Here is a 23,403-nt window from a genome sequence, read left to right as displayed (position 1 = left end):
GAGGTGGGGGGCAGAGGGCGGGTCGGAGTGGGTTGGGTGTGCACGGATTGGCGTGGCGGGTGGTTTGGGAGGCTCACGCTGAAGCGTGTACACCGAACGGGCGGGGCGGGGCGGGGTATGAGGGCACAGGGTTGGTCCGTGTTGGTTGGTGTGCACGGTTACGGATTCAAACCCGACGATGAAAACGGCGCGGAGGGGGGAACCCTCCGCGCCGTGCGCGGGAAGCGGAGCCGGCTTCGGGTTACTGTCGGAGCCGGTAGAACTGGCCGGCCCCGGTGGGGGTGAGGGTGGCCGAGGTGCCGGTGACGCCGGCGACGGGGGTCCAGGTGCCGCCGAGGGCGCCGGTGGATTCGAGGGTGAAGCCGTTGCCGGTCCAGGTGAGGGTCAGGGTGCCGTTGGCGTTGACCGTGAGGGCGATTTCCGGGGCGGTGGGCGGGGGCGGGGTGCTGCCGCCACCGCTGCCCGAGGCGGCGGAGGGGATTCCGAAGGCGGAAGGTCCGCCGAGGATGGCCACCTCGTCGTCGGTCAGGGCGCCTTCGCGGATCTGGATGGCATTGACGAAGGCCTCGGTGCGTTCGTTGTCGTCGCCGTCGCCGAAGAGGAAGATCTCCGGAGGCAGTCCGTAACGTCCGTCGAGGGTGCCGCCGTCGCCGGTGACGTCCTCGCGGTGCTTGTACCCGTTGATGAACTTGGCGAGGCGGGGCGGGTTGGCGGCGATGTCGGCGACGAAGACGACGCGGGCCCATTCGCCCTGGCGATGGGAGCGTTCGGCTGGGAGGCCGTCGTAGATCGAGCAGCAGCCCTTGCCGTAGGAACCGTCGCTGGCGCGCCAGAAGAGGTCGCCGTCGGTGGGGTTGTCGAAGTCATGGGTCTGGAGGAGACCGCCGAAGCCCTGACCTTCGGGACCCCAGAGGAGATCGAGGATGAGGGTCCACTGGTTGGCCTTCTGACCGCCGCCGTTGGGGGGAACGAGATGTTCCATGCGGAGGCCGATCCTGCTGAAGACCTCGCGGGGTTCGCCCGGGGTGTAGGGGATGTGGATCACGCGGGCGGGCATGCCGTTGATGTTGGGGATGCCGAGCGCGGTGGTGGTGCCGAAGGCGTAGCGGCTGGCGAGGGCGTTGTCGATGTAGCGCAGGTCGCGGCCGACGGTGGCGGCGAGGTTGCCCTGGTCGAAGTTCCATTCGCCCTTGACCGGGTTGGGCGTGGGGATGCCGGAGGCGCTGGGGCCGCCAAGGGCGATGACTTCGTCATCGGAGAGGGCGCGGGCCTGGATCTGGATCGAATTGACGAAGGCCTCGGTGCGTTCGTTGTCGTCGCCGTCGCCGAAGAGGAAGACCTGGGAGGGCAGGCCGTAGCGTCCGTCGAAGGTCCCGCCGTCGCCGGTGAGATCCTCGCGGTGTTTGTACCCGTTGATGAACTTGGCGAGGCGGGGGGGATTGGCGGTGAGGTCGGCGACGAAGACGACGCGGGCCCATTCGCCCTGGCGATGGGAGCGTTCGGCGGGGAGTCCGTCGTAGATGGAGCAGCAGCCCTTGCCGTAGGAGCCGTCGCTGGCGCGCCAGAAGAGGTCGCCGTCGGTGGGGTTGTCGAAGTCGTGGGTCTGGAGGAGACCGCCGAAGCCCTGACCTTCGGGACCCCAGAGGACATCCATGACGAGGGTCCACTGATTGAGTTTCTGACCGCCGGCGTTGGCGCCGAGGCCATGGTGCATGCGGAGGCCGATCTTGCTGAAGACGTCGCGGGGTTCGCCCGGGGTGTAGGGGATGTGGATGACGCGGGCGGGACGGCCGGCGATGTCGGGGATGCCGAGGGCGGTGGTGGTGCCGAAGGCGTAGCGATTGGCGAGGGACGAGTCGATGTATTCGAGGTCGTTGCCGACGGTGGCGGCGAGGTTGCCGGCTTCGAAGTCCCACTGGGCATAGGGGATCGGGATGCCGTTGGCGGAGGCGCCCCCGAGGGCCGCGACCTCCTCGTCGCTCATGATGCCTTCGCGGATCTGGATGGCATTGACGAAGGCCTCGGTGCGTTCGTTGTCGTCGCCGTCGCCGAAGAGGAAGACCTCTGGGGGCAGACCGTAGCGTCCGTCGAGGGTGCCGCCGTCGCCGGTGAGGTCTTCGCGGTGTTTGTAGCCGTTGATGAATTTGGCGAGGCGCGGGGGGTTGGCGGTGAGATCGACGACGAAGACGACACGGGCCCATTCGCCCTGGCGATGGGAGCGCTCGGCCGGGAGTCCGTCGTAGATGGAGCAGCAGCCCTTGCCGTAGGAGCCGTCGCTGGCGCGCCAGAAGAGGTCACCGTCGGTGGGGTTGTCGAAGTCGTGGGTCTGGAGGAGACCGCCGAAGCCCTGACCTTCGGGGCCCCAGAGGACATCCATGATGAGGGTCCACTGGTTGACCTTCTGGCCGCCGCCGTTGGGGGTGATGGTGTGCTGCATGCGGAGGCCGATTTTGCTGAAGACCTCGCGGGGTTCGCCCGGGGTGTAGGGGATGTGGAGGACGCGGGCGGGTTGACCGTCGATGGCGGGAATGCCGAGGGCGGCGGTGGTGCCGAAGGCGTAACGGCTGGCGAGGGAGGCGTCGATGTACTGGAGGTCGCGGCCAATGACGGCGGCGAGATTCCCCTGGGAGAAGTTCCAGTAGCCCTTGACGGCGTTGGCGAGGTTGCCGGCGGCGGCCCTGCCGGTGGTGAAGGTGTACTCACGGATGACCGGGGTTCCGGCGCTGTCGGTGAGGGAGAGGCGCAGCGTCTGGTCGGCGAGCGGTTCGAGGGCCGTGGCCGGGCGGAACTCGATGGTGGTCACGGCGCCCTGTTTGGAGACGGCACCCTCGGGGAGGGTGAGGGTCTGGCCGTTGAGGGCGACCTGAATGGAAGCGGCGTTGACCGTGGGGCCGGTCTCGGTGAGTTGGAGCCGGACGGTGGGGGCCGTGCTGACGTTGGCCTCGCCGGGGGCGGGGCTGGCCGCGCTGAGGTAGGGGGCGGCCTGGTAACCGGCGGCGCGGGCGCGATAGGAGCGGACGTGACCGGGGGTGGATCGGTCGTTGATGAGGATGATTTCGCCGGTGGGCGTTTCGAGCCAGAACTCGATGTGGGCGCCGCCGACGCCTTCTCCCCAGAGACCGCGGACGGGGTAGATGCCGGCCTGTTCGATGATGAAGGTGCCGCGGACGGTGCCGATGGGGGTATCGAGGAGGCGGAGGGCGGTGACGTCGCGGGGATTGTCGCCGATCGTCAGGCGGAAGTTGTCATCGCTGACGGCTCCGAAGGTGTAGGCGCCGGGAGCGAGATCGAGGTAACCGATGATCTCCATGGCGATGTAGTCGTAGGTGCCCAGGAGCCCGGGGATGCCGGGGATGAAATCGTCGGGGTGGCCGGTGGCACTATTGACGAGGCCGGCGTCGAAGCCGTCCTGCTCGAAGTTGATGACGTCCACGAGGAAGCTGCCGTCCCCGACGCCGAGGGAGATGTCGGCGATATTCTCGCCGTATTCGCCGGCGAGCTGACGTTCGACGCGGTCGGCGGTATTGCCGCCCGGGGGTGCGGATTCGAGCTGGTGAACGCGGACGGTAAAGCCGCTCTGGGCGGTGGCGACGGTGGCGGCGGGGACGGCGAAGGCGGCGGGGATCACGGGGGCGCTGACCACGGTGAAGGCGTACCGGAGGGTTTTGTCGCCGTAGGTGAGCTGGACTTCGTGGGTTGAGCCTGGGGCGAGGGTGCCGGGGGGATCGTAGGTGACCGTGGTCACGGCACCGGCGGTGGCGACGGTGGGCTGGACGGTGGCGCCGTTGAACTGAAGGGCGACGGAGGCGCCGGCGAGGTCCTGGAGCTGGATTTCGACCCGGGCATCGGGGCGGACGGTGGCGCCGAGGGGCAGGGCGGAGAGCACGTGGGCCCCGCTGACGGTGGTGGTGGTGATGGAGAGGTCGTCGATCCAGTGGTTGTCGCGGAGGGCGGCGGTCAGCTCGGCGGTGCCGGCGCCGAAGCCGAAGTTTCCGGCGATGGGGGCATAGGGGATGGGGAAGTTGTCGTACACCTTCACCCCGTTGTAGGTCACATCGAGGGTGCCATCGGGATCGAGGCGGATTTCGACGGGGACGAAGGTGGGGGTCTGGTTGTTGGGGGAGCCGGTGCGGAGGCCGTTGAAGCGCTGGGCGGCGACGCGTTGATTTCCGATGCGGATGATGATGCCGGGGGCGTCGCCGAGCTGGTTCCCTTCCGCTTCGAATCCGGCGAGGTTGTCGATGGTATCGAAGGAGATGACGAGGCCCTGGCTGCCGCCGCCGCTTTCGCGGAAGGGGGAGGTGCGATCCTCGATGTCGTTGGCCAGGACAAAGCTGAAGCCCTGGGCGCCCTGTTCGGTGCCGCCATGGATGCTGGCGCGGAAGGTGGCGACGAAGGAGGCGACCTTGGCGCCGCCATCGATCTCGGGGAAGACGTAGGAGCCGTGCATCGGGAGGCTGGCCTCTCCGTCGATGAGTTCCTGGAGGTCCTGGAGCTTGAGGATGCCGTTGTCGATCTTGGCGCGGCCGAGGGGCGTTCCGCCCGGGTCACTGGAGAAATTGGCGGTGAGGGTGCCGGCCCGGACTGGGACGAGCAGGGTGGCGAGGGCCAGGATGCCGGTGACGACCGAGGCGACCACGGATCGCGCCGTGGTCTTCGGTCGGCACGGATCCATGGTCGATCCGGGCGGTTTGTGGGAGGGGATTTGCATGGGATTGGTGGAGAGGATTGGTTGGGTTGCTATGCGGAGGGTAGGGCGATTTCCCTGGAGACCCGACGTTCCAAGGCATCCCGCACGGATGGCCAAAGGGGCCATGGTCCGTGGAGGGAAGGAGACTGGGCCAGTAGATCCGTTTGGGGAAATCGTGACTCTGGTTAATCGAATCCCCGGGGTCGCGCCAAGCGGAAAATCCCGATTGGGAATGGTCGGGGCGGTGGGTTTGCGAGTCGAGGGACGGGATCTGCGACCCCTGGCGGGGTCGTGTGCGGGGTGGGACTTTTGCCCGGGGGTCGAACCCGCGGAGCCGGGCTCGACCCCCGGCTAATCTCTGGAAACCCTCCGGGTTTCTGGGGCGGGATCGAAGGTGAAGCTCCCAGGAACTCTGGGATCGCTTGCAGGTCCGCGGTGACCCGTCATGGTGCGCCCAACCCGTTCGCATGCGGAATGGGAGGTCCGAACCGGATCGAACCCATCGGGGCGGCCATGAGGCGATGCTGAAACGGTGTGTCTGCGAGTCGAGGACCGAGGACGAGGACGAGTACCGCCCTTCGGGCTGAGTACGAGGACGGAAGAGGGGAGAAAGGGTGTGGAGCCATGGATTGAGGACCTCCGAAATTGCGGGCGGGGGTTATCGGGGCGCGGACAGTCATGTCCGCGGGGTGCGGTTTGGAGGTGGGAAGAGCGGACAGGGCTGTCCGCGCTCCTGCAATGGGGCGGGGAGCAATCGGTTGAGGACTCGCGGAGCTCGTCCCTCCGATTCGCTGCCTCGTCACCCACAACTCGGGGATGCACCGTTCGCAGCAGACCTCGTAATCGGCCCCCCAGTTCCCATGCGGAACGGGAGGTCCGAACAGGATCGAACCGATTGGGGCGGCATGAGGCGATGCTGAAATGGTGTGCCTGCGAGTCGAGGACCGAGGACGAGGACGAGTACCGCCCTTCGGGCTGGGTACGAGGAACGAGGGGGGAGAAAAGGTGTGGAGCCATGGGTTGAGGACCTCCGAAATTGCGGGCGGGGGTGATCGGGGCGCGGACAGCCCTGTCCGCGGGGTGCGGTTTGGAGGTGGGAAGAGCGGACAGGGCTGTCCGCGCTCCTGCATGGGGCGGGAAGCCATGGGATGAGGACTCGCGGAGCTCGTCCCTCCGGGAGGGGGGGGCTTTACCCGCGGATCGGGGATGCAGCGGTTGGGGAGATTCGCCTTTTCCTGGCGGCGTCCGGGGGCCTTGCATAGGGAAGTGATTGCCCGAGTTGCCCTGGATTTTGCGGTGCGGAAGGAGTTCGACTACGTGGTGCCGGAGGAGTGGGCGGACCGGGTGGAGGTGGGGCGCCGGGTGAAGGTGCCCTTCGGGCATCGGGAGGTGCTGGGGAGTGTGGTGGCGCTGGTGACGACGTCCCCGCACACGAATCTGCGGCCCATTTCGAAGGTGCTGGGGCGGCAGGCGGCGATGTCGGAGTCGGTCATCGGGCTGGCCCGCTGGATGGCGGAGTACTATTGCTGCCCGTTCGAGGTGGCGCTGAAGAGTGTGTTGCCGGAGGCGGTGCGGCGGGAGGAGCCGGGCTGGCGGGAGCGGTTGCAGGTGCGGGTGCTGCCGGTGTCGGGGCCGGTTCCGGAATTGACGGCACGGCAGCGGGAGATTTTGAGCGTGGTGGAGGAGTGGCGGGAACTGCCGTTGAGCGAGCTGCTGCGGCTGGCGGAGACCACGGCGGAGACGGTGCGGCGGCTGGAGGACAAGGGTCTGGTGCAGATCCGGAGCGAGGTTTCGGAGCGGGACCCGTACGGGGCGGAGGAGATTCTGCCGACGCAGGAGCTGGCGTTGAACGCGGGGCAGGAGGGGGCGTTGAAGGAGGTGGCGGAGGCGATCGGGAAGGTGCCGGCCGGGGGTGGGGGGGAGACGGCGGCGGGGGGGGTGGCGGCACCGGTGTTTCTGCTGCACGGCGTGACGGGTTCGGGGAAGACGGAGGTGTATTTGCAGGCGATCGGGCGGGCGTTGGAGCGGGGTTTGGGGGCGATCGTGCTGGTGCCGGAGATCGCGTTGACGCCGCAGACGGTGGAACGGTTCAAGGCGCGGTTTCATCACGGGCCGCAGCGGACCCTGGTGGCGGTGCTGCACAGTCATTTGTCGGCGGGCGAGCGTCACGACGAGTGGCACAAGATCCGGGACGGGCGGGCGCGGATTGCGATCGGGGCACGGTCGGCGGTGTTCGCGCCGGTGGAACCGCTGGGGCTGATCGTGGTGGATGAGGAGCACGAGCCTTCGTACAAGCAGGAGGAGGCGCCGCGGTATCATGCGCGGGATGTGGCGGTGATGCGGGGTCGTCGGGAGGGGGCGGTGGTGGTGCTGGGATCGGCGACGCCGTCGATGGAGAGCTACTACAACGCGCGCCGGGGGAAGTACCGGCTGCTGGAGCTGCCGGTGCGGGCGGACGAGGCGCGGATGCCGGTGGTGCGGGTGGTGGACATGCGGACGGAATCACGGAAGGCGAAGGGGCCGCCGGTGTTTTCGCATGCGCTGCACGAGGCGATCCTGCAGCGGCTGGAGCGGCGGGAGCAGGTGATGTTGTTCCTGAACCGGCGCGGCTATTCGACCTCGTTGCAGTGTCCGAAGTGCGGGTATGTCGCGGGCTGCCCGAATTGTTCGGTGGCATTGACCTACCACCGTCAGCGGCAGCGGCTGTGTTGTCATGTGTGCGGGCACGAGGAGGAGGCGCCGAAGGCGTGTCCGGAGGCGGCGTGCCGGAACCCGGCGATCCGGTATGCGGGGTTGGGGACGGAACGGCTGGAGGACGCGCTGGCCGGGGCGTTTCCGCAGGCGCGGATCGGGCGGATGGATTCGGACACGTTGAAGCGGAAGGAGGATTACCGGCGGGTGCTGACGGCGTTTCGGGTGGGGAAGATCGATATTCTGGTGGGGACACAGATGATCGCGAAGGGGCTGCATTTTCCGAATGTGACGCTGGTGGGGATTGTGCATGCGGATCTGGGGTTGCATCTGCCGGATTTCCGGGCGGGCGAGCGGACGTTTCAGTTGCTGACGCAGGTGGCGGGGCGGGCGGGGCGCGGGGATGTGGAGGGGGAAGTCTTCGTGCAGGCGTTCACGCCGTATCATCCGGCGATCCAGTTTGCGCGGCAGCACGACTACGTGGGGTTCTACGAGCAGGAGATCGAGTTCCGGGAGCAGTTGCGGTATCCGCCGGTGGCGCGGGCGGCGCTGCTGACGTTGCGGGGCCGGAATGAGGAGAAGGTGCGGTGGTGCGCCGAGCAGGTGGGGCGGGTGGTGAGCGAGGGGTTGTCGGATCTTGGGGACCTGATTGTGGCGGGTCCGGCGCCGGCGCCGCTGCTCAAGGCGGAGACGTTCTACCGGTACCAGGTGATGCTGCGGACGCGCACGATGGCGCGGTTGACGGCGTTGTGGCCGTCGTGCCGCGAGCGGTTCGAGCTGCCGGACGACATCCGGCTGACGCTGGATGTCGATCCGGTGGATTTGATGTGAGAGGGGCGAGTGAGGCGGACAGGGCTGTCCGCGCTCCTGGGTGAATGAGGTGAGCGGGGCTTGTGCTTGCTTTGGGGGAAGGAGGCGGACAGGGCTGTCCGCGCTCCTGGGTGAATGAGGTGGACGGGGCTGTGCGCGCTGCGGGCGGACAGTTATTCGTCGAGTTCGAGGATGCGGTAGAAGCGGGAGGCGCCGAGGCGTGGGAGGGATTGGGTGACAGTCGGGGTGCTGGCGGTGACGGGCGGTTGGGAGGCGACCCAGGGACCGAGGATGGAGGCGCTTTCCTGGACGCGGTAGGTGCGTCCCAGGGTGCCGGACCAAGTGAGGGTCAACTGGGTGTCGGAATCGAGCCGGAGATGGTCGATGCGGACCGTGGGTGTGGGGCCGGCCAGAACCCGGACGGTGAAGCTGCGCTGGTGGCCGCGGGGTGGCAGTCCGTCGTCGGCGACCAGCACGGTGATGGCGTGCACACCGGCCTGGTGGGGCAGGGGTGTCCAGGTGAACTGCCCGGTGGCCGGATGGATGACGGCGCCGAAGGGGGCGGTGTCCGTGAGTTCGAAGACCAGACGCTGGTCCGGATCGGGATCCGTGGCCGTCGCGACGAAGGTCAGGGTGTGTCCGAGGGCGAGTTCGCGGTCGGGGAGGGGATTGAGGGTGGGGGCGCGATTGGGTTGGCTGGCGGTGCCCGGGGTGGGGGTGGAGAGGGGGCCGCGGGTGAGGGGATCGGATTCGGAGACGATGCCGAAGGACCGGTCGGCGGCGGTCACGGAATAGTCGAGGAAGTCCACGACGGCCGGGGCGCCGAGTTGTTCGCGGACGAGGGCGATGATGCCGGAGGGGTAGGGCGGGGTGAACGAGGCGTGCCAGGAATCGGGCGTGGATTCGGAGGGTTCGCCATCGGCCCAGACGAGGCGGAACGAGCGGGCCTCGAGGGGGGCGGGGGTGGGGAAGGCCCACCGGGTGAGGCGGGAGAGGTCATCGGTGAGCCACCAACCGGCGAGGTCGGCGGGTTCCGGGCCGGCATTGAGGAGTTCGATCCAGGGATCGCGGTCGCCCTGGGGATCGGCGAGGCCGGTGGTGTTGCGGGGGAGGACCTCGGAGATCCAGACGTCGGGGAAGGGCTGCAGGGTGGCCCTGAGGGAATTGGCGTAGCCGGGGGTGGCGGAGTCTCGACGGACTTCGAGGAGTTCGACCCTGGCGCCCCAGACGATGTCGGAGCTGGTGGCATTGACCTGGTGGACTTCGACGGCGAGGACGTTGTGGCCGGCGACGAGGCCGGTGGCGGGGACGGTGAAGGGGCCTTCGAGGACGGCGTTGTCCACGGTGCGATTGGCGGGCGTGGTGTCGGTGATCGTGCCACCGGGCATGCCGAGGCGGAACAGTTCCCGGCCGTTGAGGTGGAGGACGAAGCCGTCATCGACGATGGAGGAGAACCGGAGGAGGGCGCCGTCGGGATTGCCGGCGAAGGGGAAGCTGGTGCGGAAGTAATAGGTCATGCGCCCCTCGGTGCGGACGAGGGGCGTGTTCTTGGGGGCGGGCAGGGGCGATTCCTCGACGTAGAGGAGGGCGCGGCCGGCGGGCCAGGCCGCGTCGTCGAAGTCCGGTTCGCGCCAGGCCGCGGGGGCGGGTCCGTCCTGGCGGTAGCGCCAGAGGTTGGTGAGGGCGACGATCTCGACGGGGGTGTTGGTGGTGGTGCCGATCTGGGCGGCCCAATTGGCGACGCGGCGACCGTCCTGGCGGGCGTCGAGGCGCTGGAGGGAGGCTCCGGTGGCGTTGGCGGCGACGGGCCAGGGGGCGGTTCGGAGGAAGGACAGTTCATCGACGGTTTCCCATCCGCCCGGGATCGGGCGCCGGAGCCGGACCGACTGGGGGCCGGCATCGGTGAAGGAGAGGGTGGCGGGACCGACCACGGTGGCCTGCGGGCCGTGGGCCAGACGGAAGGCGGCGGGATCGCGGGCGACGACGAGGTAGCCGTTGGTGGCGAGGGTGGTGCCGGCGGGGAAGGTGAAGTCGAGTCCGGAGAGGTGCCACCCGGCGAGGGGCCATGGCGTTAGGGACGAAGGATTGTGGAGTTCGATGAACTCGGTGCGGGGTGCGGCGGGAGCATGCATCACCTCGTTGATGGCGACCCGGACGCGGGGGTGCACGCGGAGGGTGAAGGTGCGGGTGGCGGTGCCGGCCTCTGGGGCGTTGTCGGTGACCCGCACGGTGAGGGTGAGTTCGGCGGCGCCGTGATCCTCCGGGATGCGCCAGGTGAAGCGGCCGGAGTCCGGGTCGATGGAGGCGTCGTCCGGCGCACCGGGGTCGAGAGTGAAGGTGAGTTGCTGCGGGGGCAGGTCGGTGTCGTTGGCGCGGGCGACGAAGGTGACGAGGTCCCCTTCGAGGGCTTCGAGATCGGGAAGGGTTGCGAGGGAGGGAGGTTCGTTGTCCTCGAGGACGGCGATGGAGAACGTGAGGGTCCCCACCGGGCCGCCGCCGGCCTGGAGGGCACTGACGGTGATGGAGAACAGGCCGGGTCCATCGGCCTCGGCCGGGGTCCAGGTGAAGCGGCCGGTCAGCGGATCGAGGGCGCTGCCGGGCGGGCCGCTGTCGAGGCGGTAGGTCACCGACCGGGGCGGAGTATCCGGGTCGCGGGCGACGAGGACGAGGGTGAAGGGAGTGCCTTCGAGGACGGACTGAAGGCCGACGGGTTCGAACTCGGGGGCATCGTCCACCTCGTTCACCGTCACCTGGAACGTCCGGGTGGCGGAGAGTGGGGGTATGCCGGAGTCGGTGACGCGGACGGTGATGGGGTAGGTGCCGGGGCCCTGGGCTTCGGTGGGGGTCCAGAGGAAGGCGCCGAGTTGGGGATGGATCGAGGCGCCCTCCGGGGCTCCGGGATCGAGGGTGAAGGTGAGGCCCTGGGGTGGGAGATCGGGATCGGACGCGAGGACCTCGAAGGCGAGGGTGGTGCGTTCATCGACGGTGCGGTCCGGGAGAGGTTCCAGCGAGGGCGGCAGGTTCACTTCGAGGACGGTGAGGGTGACGGTGCGGCTGGCGGCGCGCGGGGGCAGACCGTTGTCGGTGACCCGGAACGAGAAGGTGTAGAGGCCGGGTCCGTCGGCCTCGGTGGTGAGCCAGTCGAAGGCGCCGGTCACGGGATCCAGCGTGGCACCCGGCGGGGCGCCAACCATGGAGAAGCGGAGCTGCTGACCGGCGTCGGGGTCGGAAGCGACGAGCTGGAAGGCGATGCGGGTTCCTTCGCTGGCCGTTTGGTCGGGGACGGGTTGGAGGATGGGCGGTTGATTGGCGGTGGCGAAGGCGTTGAGGCCGCCCGGGGTGGGGAAGTCCATGAAGACGAACGGGGGCGGGGCGCCATCGGGGAAGCGGCCCTGGGAGACGTTGGGGGACTGGGGGCCGAAGGTGACTGCATCGACGGGGGAACCGTCGGGGGCGAAGAGGCCGATGGCTTCGCCGTCGGCGGCCAGGCTGAAGTTGACGTGGAGCTGGCCGGGGACGGTTTGTTCGGGTTGACCGTCGGCCCAGACGAGGAGGAAGCCGCCGGGCGGGATGACGGTGCCGTTGGGGATGCGGAAGCGGGTTGGGTTGGCGAGGTTGTCGGTGAGGGTGTAGGCGGAGAGATCGGCGGGGGTGACGCCCGCGTTGTAGAGTTCGAACCAGTCGTCGGCCTGGCCGTCGGCGGGATCGAGGAAGGCGCCCTGGTTGGAGGCCAGCCACTCATTGATGAAGACCCCGGTGGCGGGGGCGCCGAGGGTGTTGGGGGCGCCCGGGGTGGGGCGGTGGAAGAGGCGGTGCCCGAGGGGATCGCCGTCGGGGAACGAGCCCCAGGACATCCCGGGAGGCAGGTCGGAATAGTCGAGGTGATCGAGGACGGCCGGGTTGCCGTTCTGGAGGCGGACCAGGGCGATGGAACCGCGGTTGGGCGGGAGGTGGAAGGAGGTGCGGGGTTGAGCGGGTGTGGAAGCGGCGGACTGACCGTCGCAGCGGACGACGAGGAATCCGCCCGGGGCGAGTGTGGTTCCCGGGGGGAAGGACCACTCGGTCAGGTTCGAGTAGGAGGACGCGAGATGGAGGCTGGAGAGATCGACCGACTGGGTGCCGAAGTTGTGAAGTTCGACCCAGGGGGCGGGCGGATCGGTCGGGGGCTGGCCGGGGGCTGATTCGGCGAGGAGTTCATTGAGGCGGACGGTGGGGAAGGGCTCGAGGGTGGCGCGAACGGAATTGGCGCGGCCGGGGGTGGCGAGGGTGGCATCGGTGGGGGCGGCGGCGGCCCAGTTGGCGGGGAGGCGGTTGTCCTGGAGGGGATCGATCAACTGGAGCGAGGGACCCTGGCCGCGGGCCTGGGTGGGCCACGGGGGCCGGTCGCTGTAGCGCACCTCGTCGATGACCCGGTCGAGGTCGGGGGTGGGACCGGGTTGGATGAGGCGGAGGCGTTCGCCGCTGTTGTCGAGCCGGCTGGGGAAGACCCCGGCGGGGACGACGGCATTGCCATAGGTGGCGCGGAAGGCGGCGGCGTCGGAGACCAGGATGAGGAAGGCGCCTGGCTGGATGAGGGAACCGGGCGGGAAGGTGAATCCTGTGCCGGTGATCCGCCAGCCCGAGAGGTCGAAGGCGGCGGTGGGCGAGACGTTATGGAGTTCGAGGAACTCGGCGTCGTTGCCGGGCGGGGCGTACTGGATTTCGTTGAGGACGATCAACCCCTCCGGACTCGGGAGGGGCCCGGTGTAGCGGACGGTGCGCGTGGCGGTCGCGCCGGGGACGGGTTGGCCCAGGCGGTCGAGTCCGACCAGTTCGAGTTGATTGGTGGCGGCGGCGAGGGGCAGCGAGAGGGTCCAGGCGGTGAGGGACGTCCAGGTGACCGGGAACGGCATGCCATTGACGGCGATCCGGTCGATGGCGATGGGGGCGGTGCCGGAGAGGGTGGCGAGATTGCGGTCGGTGGTGGTGGTGGTGGCGGACGGGGTGGTGACGGCGAAGGCTGGGGCATCGACGGCGGCGAGGCGTTGAATGAGATCCTGACGGCGCTGGGCGACGTAGTTCTTGATCGCTTCGGTGCCTTCGAGGCGGAAGCCGTTGTCCGAAAGCGCGCGGTAGCGACCGTCGAGGACGGGGCCGATGGCATCGGCGCGGAGGGGTCCGTGGACGGCATCCTGGAAGGCGCGCCAATAGACGCGGCGGAAGGCCGGGGTATCCCAGAGACGGCGGATGGTGGGGTCGTGGGTGCCGAAGGGATCGCCGACCGGGCCGTCACTGCCGGAGCCGAGGACGAAGTCGATGTCCCAGGGGATCATCTGCCAGCGTCCGCCGATGGGGAGGTAGATGTAGGCGTTCTTGCCGCGGTTATAGCCGTAGGCGTCCCAGTTCCCGACGATTCTCTGGAGGGCGATGACGCGCATCCAGGTGTCGATATCGACCTGGCTTTCGACGCGGGCGACGAAGTCGGGTCCGGTGCCATTGACGGCCTCGACGAGGTTGAAGAAGTGGGTGTAGTCATTGGCGGAATCGGCGACGGCGCGTTTGCGCCAGGCCCAGCGGTAGCGGGCGAGTTTGAGCTGGTTGTTGAGGGTGGTGAAGCGCTGGAGGGTGGCGTCGCGGGAGAAGACGAAGCTGTTTCCCTGATCGGTGAACTCGAACCAGTCCTCGACCTTGAGGAGGGTGCCATCCTGTCCGTCGGGGAATCGGCGGTCCACGTAGTGACCGTTGGGTTCCTCGGTGTCCTCGTAGAGGCCCTTGAAGGAGCCGTTTTCGTAGAAGCGGACGTGACGGCGGTGGAGGGCCGGGGCGCCGAGCTGGCGGCCGATCCAGAAGGCGGCCTGTTCGCGCTGGCCGCTGGGGTCGCTGCCGAGATTGCCGAGGGTCACCACCGCCACGTCGCGGGCACCGAGGAGGCGGTCGTCGTTGGGGAAGGCGAAGAGGTAGTCGCCTCCGACGGAGCCGCCGTGCCAGGGGCTGCCTTTGGCGCGCATCCCGGCGTTGTAGATCACGCGGTCGTCGCCGTACACGAACGTGCAGTCGAGGTTGTCGTTGGCGAGGCTTTCGCGGGAGCGGAGGCGGTCGAAGTCGGCGCGGCGCTGCCAGAAGCGGTAGGTGCCGAGGTTGCCGAAGGGCGTTTCCTCGCCCCAGCGGATGAGGGCTTCGCGAACCGGGGCGTCGTCGGGGAACCGGGCGAGGGCGGGTTGGGGATGGCGATCGTCGGCCTCGATGCGGAAGGCGACCAGGGTGCCGGCGGAGCGGCCGGAGATGGTGGCGGAATAGACGCCATCGCCGGCCACCGCATCGCCGCCCTGCCCGTCGTCGCGCATGGGCAGGGTGGAGAGGGTGTTGTTGGGGTCGATGCGGAAGCGGAGGGAGACGGAACCGATGCCATCGGGGTCGGAGACCCGGGCGGAGACGACGACGGGCTGGTTGGCGCGGGGAACCGGGGGGTCGTGGCGGACGTTGTCGATGGCGGGGCCGGCATTGGGGACGGCGCGGCTGTTGCGGGCGCCCGGGGTGCCGAGGTTGCCGGGGATGTCCAGCCGGCCGAAGGCCTCGATGCCGCTGCCGCGGGTGCGGAGGAGGAACTCGGGCCAGCCGCGCAGCCAGCGCACGTGGGCGCGGACGGTCACGGTGGTGTTGGGGGCGATGGAGGGACTGATGGGGGCGCGGATCCTGTTGACGGCGGTGTCGCCACGGCCGGAGGCGATGATGTGCAGGGCGTTGCCGCCATCGAGTCCCCGGCCTTCGGCGAGACGCGAATTTCGATGGTTACCCTGGGCGGTCCAGCCGGTCAGGCCGTTGGCGAAGTCGCCGTTGGCCAGCCGGCTGGAGCCGTCGGCGGTGAGGACCTCGATGCGGTCGATGAGGTATTCGCCGGGGCCCTGGGTGAGAAGGTGAAGGCGGTCGGTGGGGACGCCGTCGGCGACGTTGTCCACGCGGCCGGTGAACTCGATGAGGGTCCAGGGGGCCTTGGCCGATTCGTCGCTGTCGGCCCAGTTCGAGGGCTGGAGCAGATCGGAGTGGGGATCGATCAGTTCGAGGCTGCTGCCGAGGCCGCCGCTCCAGGCGCCCCAACGTCCGCCGGGCAGGTAGGTGACCTCGCAGACCTCGATGTCGATGCGGTTGGTTTCGGCGAAACCGAAGGCGTTGGTGGTGACGAGGAAGTCGGGGCGGGCGAGGGCCAGTCGTTCGCCGCCGTTGCGGAGGTTGCCGGAGTAGTTGCCGAAGACCACGGACGGATCGAGGCCGGGGTGATGGGCGAGGAGCCGGTCCCGGTTGCGGGCCACGACGAAATGGGCGCCGGGGGGCATGAGGGTGCCATGGGGGAAGCGGAAGCTGATGCCATCGGAGAAGCTCCAGCCGGCGAGGTCCACGGGGTGTTGGGTGCGGTTGTAGAGTTCGACGAACTCGTCGTCCTGATCGCCCGAGATCGGGTCGAAGAGGAGTTCGTTGATGACCACCCCGGCGAGGAGGAGGGGGGCGTTTTCGTTTGCCGGGGTTGGGGATTGGAGCCGGCGCCATTCGGGGGTGCCGTCGGGGAACCGGCCGCTGGAGACGCCGTTTTCCTGGGGACCGAAGCGGACGGCATCGAGGACGCGGGTGAGATCGGGGTTGAAGAGAAAGACCGTTTCGCCGGCGGCGCTGAGGCGGAAGCCGAGGGTGGATTCGTCGAAGGCGAGGAAACCGCGCGGGGTGATGATGGTGCCGTCGGGGATGCGGAACCTGGGGTTGGCGGCGTCGTCGGTGAGGACGCAGCCGGAGAGATCGACGGGCTGGTTGCCGCGGTTGTGGAGTTCGATGAAGTCGAGCTGGGGCAGGTCGGTATGGGCGAGGATTTCGTTAATGAGGACGGCGTCGCGGGGGTCTGTGAGGAAGGGTTCGAGGAAGCCCGGGGAACCGCCGATGCGGCGGCTGGCCGCCCAGGCGCGGGGATCGGCCTCGCCGTAGGAGGGGCGGGCCAGCACCAGCGAATGGCCGGCTCCGCCCGAGGTGGCGGCGGGCCAGGGAGGTCGGGTGTTGTACTGGACTTCGAGGAGGACGGAACCCTGCGGGCTGAGGAGCTGGACGGTGCCGGCGTCGTTGGGGAGGTTGCCATCGTCGAGGAACGGGCCGAGCACCCCGGAGAGGCCATGGAGGGCTTCGAGGTCGGCGGGAACACGGGCGATCACGGCGAGGCCGCCGGCGGGGATCCGGTAGCCGTCGGGGAACAGGTAGCGGATCGAACCGTCGAGGCGATGTCCGGTGAGGTCCTGGGGGATGAGGTCGGCATTGTGGAGTTCGATGAACTCGGCGCGGCGAATGGTGGGATGGGGGCGGGGGTGAAAGAGGATTTCGGTGATGGCCAGCGGGGTGACACGGCTGGAGGGGCCGTGACGTTCCGGGGGACGCGGGAGTTCGGTGACGAAGGCGCCGCCGGGGGTGTCGGCGGCATCGAGGAACCGGGCGGTGGCGGTTTGGGAATCGTCACGGCTGGACACGGCGAAGCCGACCAGGACGGTGGCGGGGAGGGAGAGGTTGGCGCGGCCGAGTTCGAGCCAGTGTTGGCCATCGAGGCTGGCGTAACCGCGGAGACTGCCCCCGACGCGGATGAGGCGGAGCCAGGTGTCGGGATAATTGGAAGGGGCGGAGCCCGTCCGGACGGCCTCGGAAGCCGGGCTGGTGCGGGAGAGGAAGAGCGAGCCGACCAGGCCCGGGGTGGTGAGGGCGGCGGCGAAGGGGCTGCCGGGTTCGAGGCTGACGCGGGCCATCAGGCCGGCCAGCGCGAACGGGTCGGACGGCGTGAACGAGGCGACGCGCACGCGACGGTCGAAGTCGCCGGTGACGGGTTGGTAGGCGAACTGGAAGGCGTCGGCGGAGTCGCCCAGGGTGCCGCTGCCCTGGACCTGGGTGCCGCCGGGGATGGGGTGGACCTGGCCTGCGAGGGGCGGGGTGCCGACGGCGGCGGGGGCGTATTCGACGGCGACGAAGTTGACGCGGGTGTTGGGGGCGATGGGGTTCGGGGTCTGGGCGCGGTCGCGGACGCTGGCGATGGAGAGGACGTAGTCCGCGCCGTAGGTGAGGGGTTCGACGGTCAGTTCCACGATCGCGGTCGTCGCGCCGAAGCGGGCTGCCGAGATGGCGCGGGACGGGGTCAGGCCGTAGTTGGCGGCCTGGAGCGCGGTCGATTCGGACACCGGCTCGGAGAAGGTCACGCGGAGGAGGGTGGTGCCGATGTTGAGCACGTCGGCCACCGTTGGCGGGGTGACGTCGGGCGTGACCGAGAGGGTGGCGTCGGCGCTGGTTGCGGAGCCGAGGCGGTTGGTGACCACCACGCTGAAACGGGCGCCATGGTCGGCGAGGGCAACGGGGCCGAAGAGGAGTTCGCGGTCGGCGGCGCCCGGGAGGGGGATGCCGTTGCGGCGCCACTGGTAGCTGGCGGGGCCCACGGTGCCGAGGGTGACTTCGAAGCGGGCGTAGCCGCCTTCGACCGCGGTGGTGGGGGCGGGGGGAATGGCGATGGTCGGCGGGGTGAAGGAAACGCCCCAGGGCAGGAGGTTGGTGGCGACGATCGGGGCCTGGTCGGTGCCGTCCGGCATGCGCCAGCGGACGGCGAGGTTGTCGCCGCCCCCGGCCTCCTTCATGAGCGCCGCGACGTAGTAGGCGCGGCCGGCGGTGAGGCGGATGGGGGCCGACTGCTGGTTGGGCTCCTTGCCCCATTCGCGCGACGAGGTCCACGAATCCACGCGGGCGATGCGGGTGCTGGTCGCGGGGTTCTCGTCGGTGCCGAGAAAGAGGGCTCCGCCATCGTCCGAGGCAATCCAGAAGGTGTAGTCCCCGGTGAGCGGCGGGACGATGTACCCGTGCATCCGCTGGCCGTAGTTGTCGAGGACGTCGGTGGGCGCCTCAAAGAAGTCGGTGACGTAGTTGGAGGAGGTTGGGCGATCGGGGAAGTCGGGGTGACTGGTGAGGTCCGAAACCGAGGCGCCGGGGATGTTTTGCCAGACCTCGCGCAGGAGGCCGGCCGTCTGGGCGGCGGCGCGGTGGGGCTGGAGCGTGGAGGCGAGGATGAGACCTGCGGCGAGAGCGCGGAAGACGAACGAACCTGGCGGCATGCGCGGGCAAGGTCCCTCATTGGGACCGAATGACAAGCCTTGGAAGGCGGTTGGCGAGGTTGAGGATTGACCCTTGGGCGGGCGGCGAATTGGGATGGCGTTGCATGAAACGGTGTCACGTGGACCGATGGGGGGCGGTTGTCGGGCGACGCAGGCGTTCCGCCGGGGACGGCCTGGTGGCGGTGCTGCTTTGGGTGGGGATGGCGGCGGGGTTGATGGCGGTCGAGTCCCTGCCGACGCTGGTGCTCACGGAGGATGACACGGTGGTGCGGGAATCGTGTGAGGTGGCGATTCCTGCGGGGACGGTGATCCGGGATGCGAATGGGGACGGGGTGCTGCGGGTGGAGGCGGACGACATCACGATCCGGTTCGCGGCGGGAAGCGTGTTGCGCGGGGCCCCGGCCGGGACGGCGGGGGACGCCATGGGCGGGATCGGCATCCGGGTCGAAGGCCGCCGCGGGGTGCGGATCGAAGGGGCACGGGTGGAGGGATACCGCAACGGACTGGTGGCGCTCCGGGCGCCCGGATTGGTGGTGGACGGCGGCGAGTTTGCGGATGGGTACCGTCAGCGGCTCCGTTCGACGCCCGAGGCGGAGGATGGGTCCGACTGGTTGTTCCCGCACCGGAACGATGAGCGGAAGTGGCGGGACGAGTACGGCGGGGCGGTCTGCGTCGAAGCGTCGGCCGGGGTGACGATCCGGGGTGTGCGGGTTCGGGACTGGCAGAACGGGATATTGCTGGACCGGGTGGAGGGGGGGCGGGTGTACGACAACGATGCGTCGTTCCTGTCGGGCTGGGGGCTGGCGATGTGGCGGAGCAGCCGGAACCTGGTTTCCAGGAACGCCTTCGACTTCTGCATCCGGGGTCACGTCGAGGGCGTGTACAACCGCGGGCAGGACTCGGCCGGGATTCTCTGTTTCGAGCAGAGCCATGAGAACGTGTTCGTCGAGAACTCGGCGACACATGGGGGCGACGGGTTCTTCGGGTTTGCCGGGCGGGAGGCCCTGGGGGAGCACTGGATGGAGGAGGAGAGGGCCCGGTTGCGGCGGGAGACGGGCGAACGCGAAGTGGATGACCGGATCCGGGTGCCGGCCGGGGTGGCGGCGAAGTTCAGTGCCCTGGGCTGCAACGGCAATGTACTGATCGGAAACGATTTCTCGTATGCGTCGGCGCACGGAATCGAGATGACCTTCAGCGAGGGGAACATCTTCGCCGGCAACCGGCTGGTCGGAAATGCCATCTGCGGGATCTGGGCGGGATACGCCTCGGACACCTGGATCACCGGCAACGAGATCGCGGGCAATGGCGGCATGGCTTACGGGCTCGAGCGGGGCGGGATCAATGCGGAGCACGCCTCGCGGCTGCGGATTCTCGGCAACACCTTTCGCGACAACCGGTGCGCCATTCATCTGTGGTGGGATCCCGACCTTGCCCTGCGCCGGTTGCCCGGGGTGCTGGGGAACGACCGCGGGGTGACGGAGAACGTCATTGCCGGGAACACCTTCGAGATCACGAAGGCGCCTCCGTTTGGCACCTTGCGCGCCGAGGAACGCCTGCTGGTCCTGCACTTGCGCGACGATGGGGACGGGAATGTCCGCGGGAACCGCTACACGGGGAACGTCGTCCGGTTGGATCATCCGCAGGCCCGCGAGTTCGAGGTCTGTGCCGGTTGCGAGCCGGAGTCCGACGGGCCGGTTCCCGAGGTTGCGCTGCCAACGGTCGAGCCCGTGGGGACCACCCGGCCGGTCGGCGCGCGCGCGGCGCTGCGGGGGCGTCATCGGATCGTCATGGATGAATGGGGTCCGTGGGATCACGAACGCCCCCTGGTCCGCGCCTTGCCGGGCCGGGGACGCCAGCGGACCTGGGAGGTGCGCGGTGTGACGACCGAACCGCGGATCGAGGCGACGGGAGCCGGATGGACCAGCCGGGTTCGGCGCGGGGACGAGGATGTCTGGGAGGTGGTGGTCGAGGCGGGGGATGGCGTGACGCCGTTCGATCTGCGCGTGCGGGCCCCGGGTCTGGATCGGCGCCTGGAAGGGACGATTGTTGCGGCCGAGTGGGAGGCAGTGTTCTTCCCGTGGTCGGTGGACCCTCGCGAAGACATCGAAGGCTGGCGGGCGGAAGCCGGGGGACCGGGGGCGGTGACGGCCCGCCTGGGAGCGTTGGACTTTGCGTACGGGTGGGGCGGGCCGCGCGATTTGCGGGTGTTGAACGACGAGACGCGGAGCCGGGCTCCCGGCGGGGATCGGTTCGGGATGCGGGCGCGGACGCGGTTACGGCTGCCCGCGGGACGCTGGCGTTTCACCGTGCTCAGTGACGACGGCGTTCGGGTGCGGGCCGGCGGGAGCACGGTGGTGGAAAACTGGACGTGGCATGGTCCGACCACGGACACCGGGGTGTACCGGCAGGAGCAGGACGGGGAGATCGAGCTGGAGGTCGAGCATTTCGAGATCGACGGGTACGCCGTGCTGCGGGTGGAGGTGAGCCGGGAGGAGGCCGAAGAGCGGTGAAGGGGGTGGACGCCCAAGCGGCTCAAGCGGCGAACACGGACGCGACATTTTGGCGAGGTAGGGCTTCGACCTGCCGGTTACGGCCCGGAAGGCCGGCTCGCCCAACGAAACGAAAAAGGGCGCAAACAAAACAAACAAAAATGCGGGCCCTATTTGTTGACATGGCAGCGGCCGGCTGAAGCCGGGACACCGAACGAGGAGGGGAATCCCGGACCCACAGCCACAGTGGGTCCTTCTTTGCTCCTACCCACATCGGATTGGGTCAACAATCATGAGTCAGTCAGAATTGCCAGTCGAGTCGGAGTCGGGTCTTCCATGATCGTCAATAATACAATGTCGGTCTCATTGCTTTGACACCCGATTCCGCGTCGGTAGGGGCCGTTTTGAATCCTTGGTTGACCGCGATGACCGCGAAGGTGGAACGCGTCGCGCGTGAGTCAATATATAAAGGATTGGTTATTTAAGTGGAGTCAACAACCAATGATGCAAAGTCAAAATAAAATGTCTGGCTCATTAACTGACTTTAACTTACTGGGTTGCTTCTTGGGATGTCAATATATAAAGGAATGGATATTTAAATGCAGTCAACAATACAGTGTCGGTCCTATTGTTTTTGGCTCTGGGCTCTGTGCTGGAAATGGCCAGACGGAGGGGGGTGGGTGCAGGGGATGGCCCAATGGCCCAAAGATGCCGCTGTTTTCTTCCTGAACGGATAGCTGGCGGCGGCGGCGGCTGATAGGAACGATGCCGTCACGGCTTGAGCGACCCGGGCGGGGAGGGGGAAGGGGCGTGGATGACGGGGTGTGGGTGCCTGCCGGTGTCGGGTCGTTGATCGAGTTCCCTTGTCCGCCCGAGCCGGGCACGCAGCCTTGCAGACCATGGAAGACACCACGTTTCAGGATGCGGCGCTGATCCTGGTGGCGCACGGATCGACCAAGGATGGCGATTCGTGCGGGCCGGCTTATTTGCAGGGGGAGACGCTGCGGCGGAGGGGGGTGTTTGCGGAGGTGATCGAGGCGTTTGTGCAGCAGGAGCCTTCGGTGACGGGGGCGTTGCGACGGGTCTTTTCGCCGCGGGTGTTTGTGGTGCCGTTGTTCGTGGCGGACGGATGGTTCACCGAGGTGGTGGTGCCGGTGGAGATGGGGTTGCGGGCGCCCGAAGCCCAGACGTGGGAGCGGGTGGTGGGGATGGGAGGGCGGCGGGTGCACTACGCGCGGGCGGTGGGTTCGCACCCGGCCATGACCGAGGTGCTGCGCGCCCGGGCCCGGGAGGTGGTGGCGCGGCATCCCATGCCGAGGGCGCCGGAACCCTCGGCGACGGCTCTGGTGGTGGCGGGACACGGGACCTCGTACAGTCCGGCATCGAGGGAGGCCATCGAGCAGCAGGTGACGCTGTTGCGGCGGGCGGGGGAATACGCGGAGGTTCATGCGGTCTTCATCGAGGAGGCGCCCCTGGTGGGGGAGGTGTGGGACGTGGTGCAAACGAAGGACATTGTGCTGGTGCCGTTCTTCATCAGCGACGGGTTGCATGTGGCGGAGGACATCCCGGTGATGCTGGGCGAATCTGCGGAGCGGGTGTCGGAGAGGCGGGAGGCCGGGGTGTCGGGTTGGCGCAATCCAACCGAACGATCCGGCAAGAGACTCTGGCTGGCGCGGGCCCTGGGGACCGAGCCGCTGCTGGCGGAGGTGATTCTGGAACGCGCGCGGGAAGTGGCGGCAGCCGGAGGGGTCTAACGGAAGCGGGTTCTGACGAGGGGGAGCAGCAGGGTGGTGTGGTGGTTGCGTTGGGGAACCGGGTTCGGCAGGGTCGGCGTCATGAAGCGGGTGCGCGTGTGGATCTATCTGCTGGCGGCGGGTGCGGCGTTGGTTTCGGCCCGTGCCGAGACGGCGCCGACGGCCGGGCAGGTGATCGAACGGTACATCGAGGCGGCGGGAGGGCGGGATGCCCTGGAGCGGTTGCGGAGCCGGGTGATGCGGGGACAGATCGAGGTGACGGCCCTGGGGGCGACCGGCGCGTTCGAGATCCGGTCGAAGGCGCCGGACCGGCAGGTGTCGAAGATCGAGTTCCCGGTGTTCGGAACGTTGCGGGAAGGGTACGACGGGACGGTGGCGTGGGCGGTGGTGCCCTTGCAGGGGTTGCGGGTGAAGGAGAAGGAGGAACTGGCGCGCGTGCAACGTTCGACCGGGTTTCCAAGGGAACTGAGTCTGGGGAAGGCGTACCGGCGGTTGGAGGTGAAGGGGGCGGTGGATGTGGGGGGCAAGCCGGCCTGGCTGCTGGAGGGGCACCCGGCGGAGGGCAAGCCGGACCGGTTGTACTTCGACCGGGCGACGGGGTTGCTGGTACGGGAGGAGACGACGGTGAAGACGCTGGTGGGGGAGATGACCTTCCAGGTGGATCTGGGCGATTACCGGGTGGTGGACGGGGTGCAGGTGCCGTTCTCGATGCGGATGCCGAGGCCGGCGGATGTGGGATTCCGGATCGCCATCGAGGAGGTGCATCACAACGTGCCGATGGAAGAGTCGGAGTTTGCGAAGCCGGCGCGGTAGGCGGGGGGAACAGTGCCTCCGCGCGTCGTCGGTAGGGAGGCATCGATTCGGAGGGATGAGCACCG

At 68.6% G+C, this 23,403-nt stretch carries 6 protein-coding genes; 4 read left to right on the top strand and 2 right to left on the bottom strand.

Going from position 1 to position 23,403, the window contains the following annotated elements:
* Window positions 1–241: 241 nt before the first annotated feature.
* A complete protein-coding gene (locus KF833_14405; protein ID MBX3746496.1) occupies window positions 242–4,675 on the bottom strand; it encodes a hypothetical protein in 4,434 nt (1,477 codons plus the stop codon).
* A 1,221-nt stretch (window positions 4,676–5,896) separates the two neighbouring features.
* Here KF833_14405 and priA point away from each other — a divergent pair.
* Window positions 5,897–8,212, top strand: coding sequence for a primosomal protein N' (priA, locus tag KF833_14400; GenBank protein ID MBX3746495.1), 2,316 nt, complete (start codon window positions 5,897–5,899; stop codon window positions 8,210–8,212).
* Window positions 8,213–8,364: 152 nt separating this feature from the next.
* On the opposite strand, the gene KF833_14395 is transcribed toward priA, so the two are convergent.
* Window positions 8,365–18,282, bottom strand: a complete 9,918-nt coding sequence (locus KF833_14395) for a lamin tail domain-containing protein (GenBank protein ID MBX3746494.1) — start codon at window positions 18,280–18,282, stop codon at window positions 8,365–8,367.
* A gap of 104 nt (window positions 18,283–18,386) precedes the next feature.
* Between KF833_14395 and KF833_14390 the strand changes: the two genes are divergently transcribed.
* From KF833_14390 to KF833_14380, 3 genes are all read left to right on the top strand, one after another.
* Window positions 18,387–20,792, top strand: a complete 2,406-nt coding sequence (locus KF833_14390; GenBank protein MBX3746493.1) for a right-handed parallel beta-helix repeat-containing protein — start codon at window positions 18,387–18,389, stop codon at window positions 20,790–20,792.
* 878 nt (window positions 20,793–21,670) lie between these two features.
* The gene (locus tag KF833_14385) at window positions 21,671–22,525 is read left to right on the top strand and encodes a cobalamin biosynthesis protein CbiX (protein ID MBX3746492.1); all 855 of its coding nucleotides are present in this window, start codon (window positions 21,671–21,673) and stop codon (window positions 22,523–22,525) included.
* A gap of 81 nt (window positions 22,526–22,606) precedes the next feature.
* On the top strand, window positions 22,607–23,338 hold the full coding sequence (locus KF833_14380; GenBank protein ID MBX3746491.1) for a hypothetical protein: 732 nt from the start codon (window positions 22,607–22,609) through the stop codon (window positions 23,336–23,338).
* The last annotated feature ends 65 nt before the right edge of the window (window positions 23,339–23,403 follow it).

The organism is Verrucomicrobiia bacterium (assembly GCA_019634625.1).
Taxonomy (GTDB): Bacteria; Verrucomicrobiota; Verrucomicrobiia; order Limisphaerales; family CAIMTB01; genus CAIMTB01.
Note: the sequence above shows the minus strand (reverse complement) of the source record. Positions and strands in the feature narration are given on the sequence as shown.

What these genes read in the sequence shown, in the direction of transcription:
- KF833_14390 (MBX3746493.1), top strand. Translation starts at nt 18,387, where the DNA reads ATGAAACGGTGTCACGTGGACCGATGGGGGGCGGTTGTCGGGCGACGC.
- priA (MBX3746495.1), top strand. Translation starts at nt 5,897, where the DNA reads ATGCAGCGGTTGGGGAGATTCGCCTTTTCCTGGCGGCGTCCGGGGGCC.
- KF833_14385 (MBX3746492.1), top strand. Translation starts at nt 21,671, where the DNA reads ATGGAAGACACCACGTTTCAGGATGCGGCGCTGATCCTGGTGGCGCAC.
- KF833_14395 (MBX3746494.1), bottom strand. Translation starts at nt 18,282, where the DNA reads ATGCCGCCAGGTTCGTTCGTCTTCCGCGCTCTCGCCGCAGGTCTCATC.
- KF833_14380 (MBX3746491.1), top strand. Translation starts at nt 22,607, where the DNA reads ATGAAGCGGGTGCGCGTGTGGATCTATCTGCTGGCGGCGGGTGCGGCG.
- KF833_14405 (MBX3746496.1), bottom strand. Translation starts at nt 4,675, where the DNA reads ATGGATCCGTGCCGACCGAAGACCACGGCGCGATCCGTGGTCGCCTCG.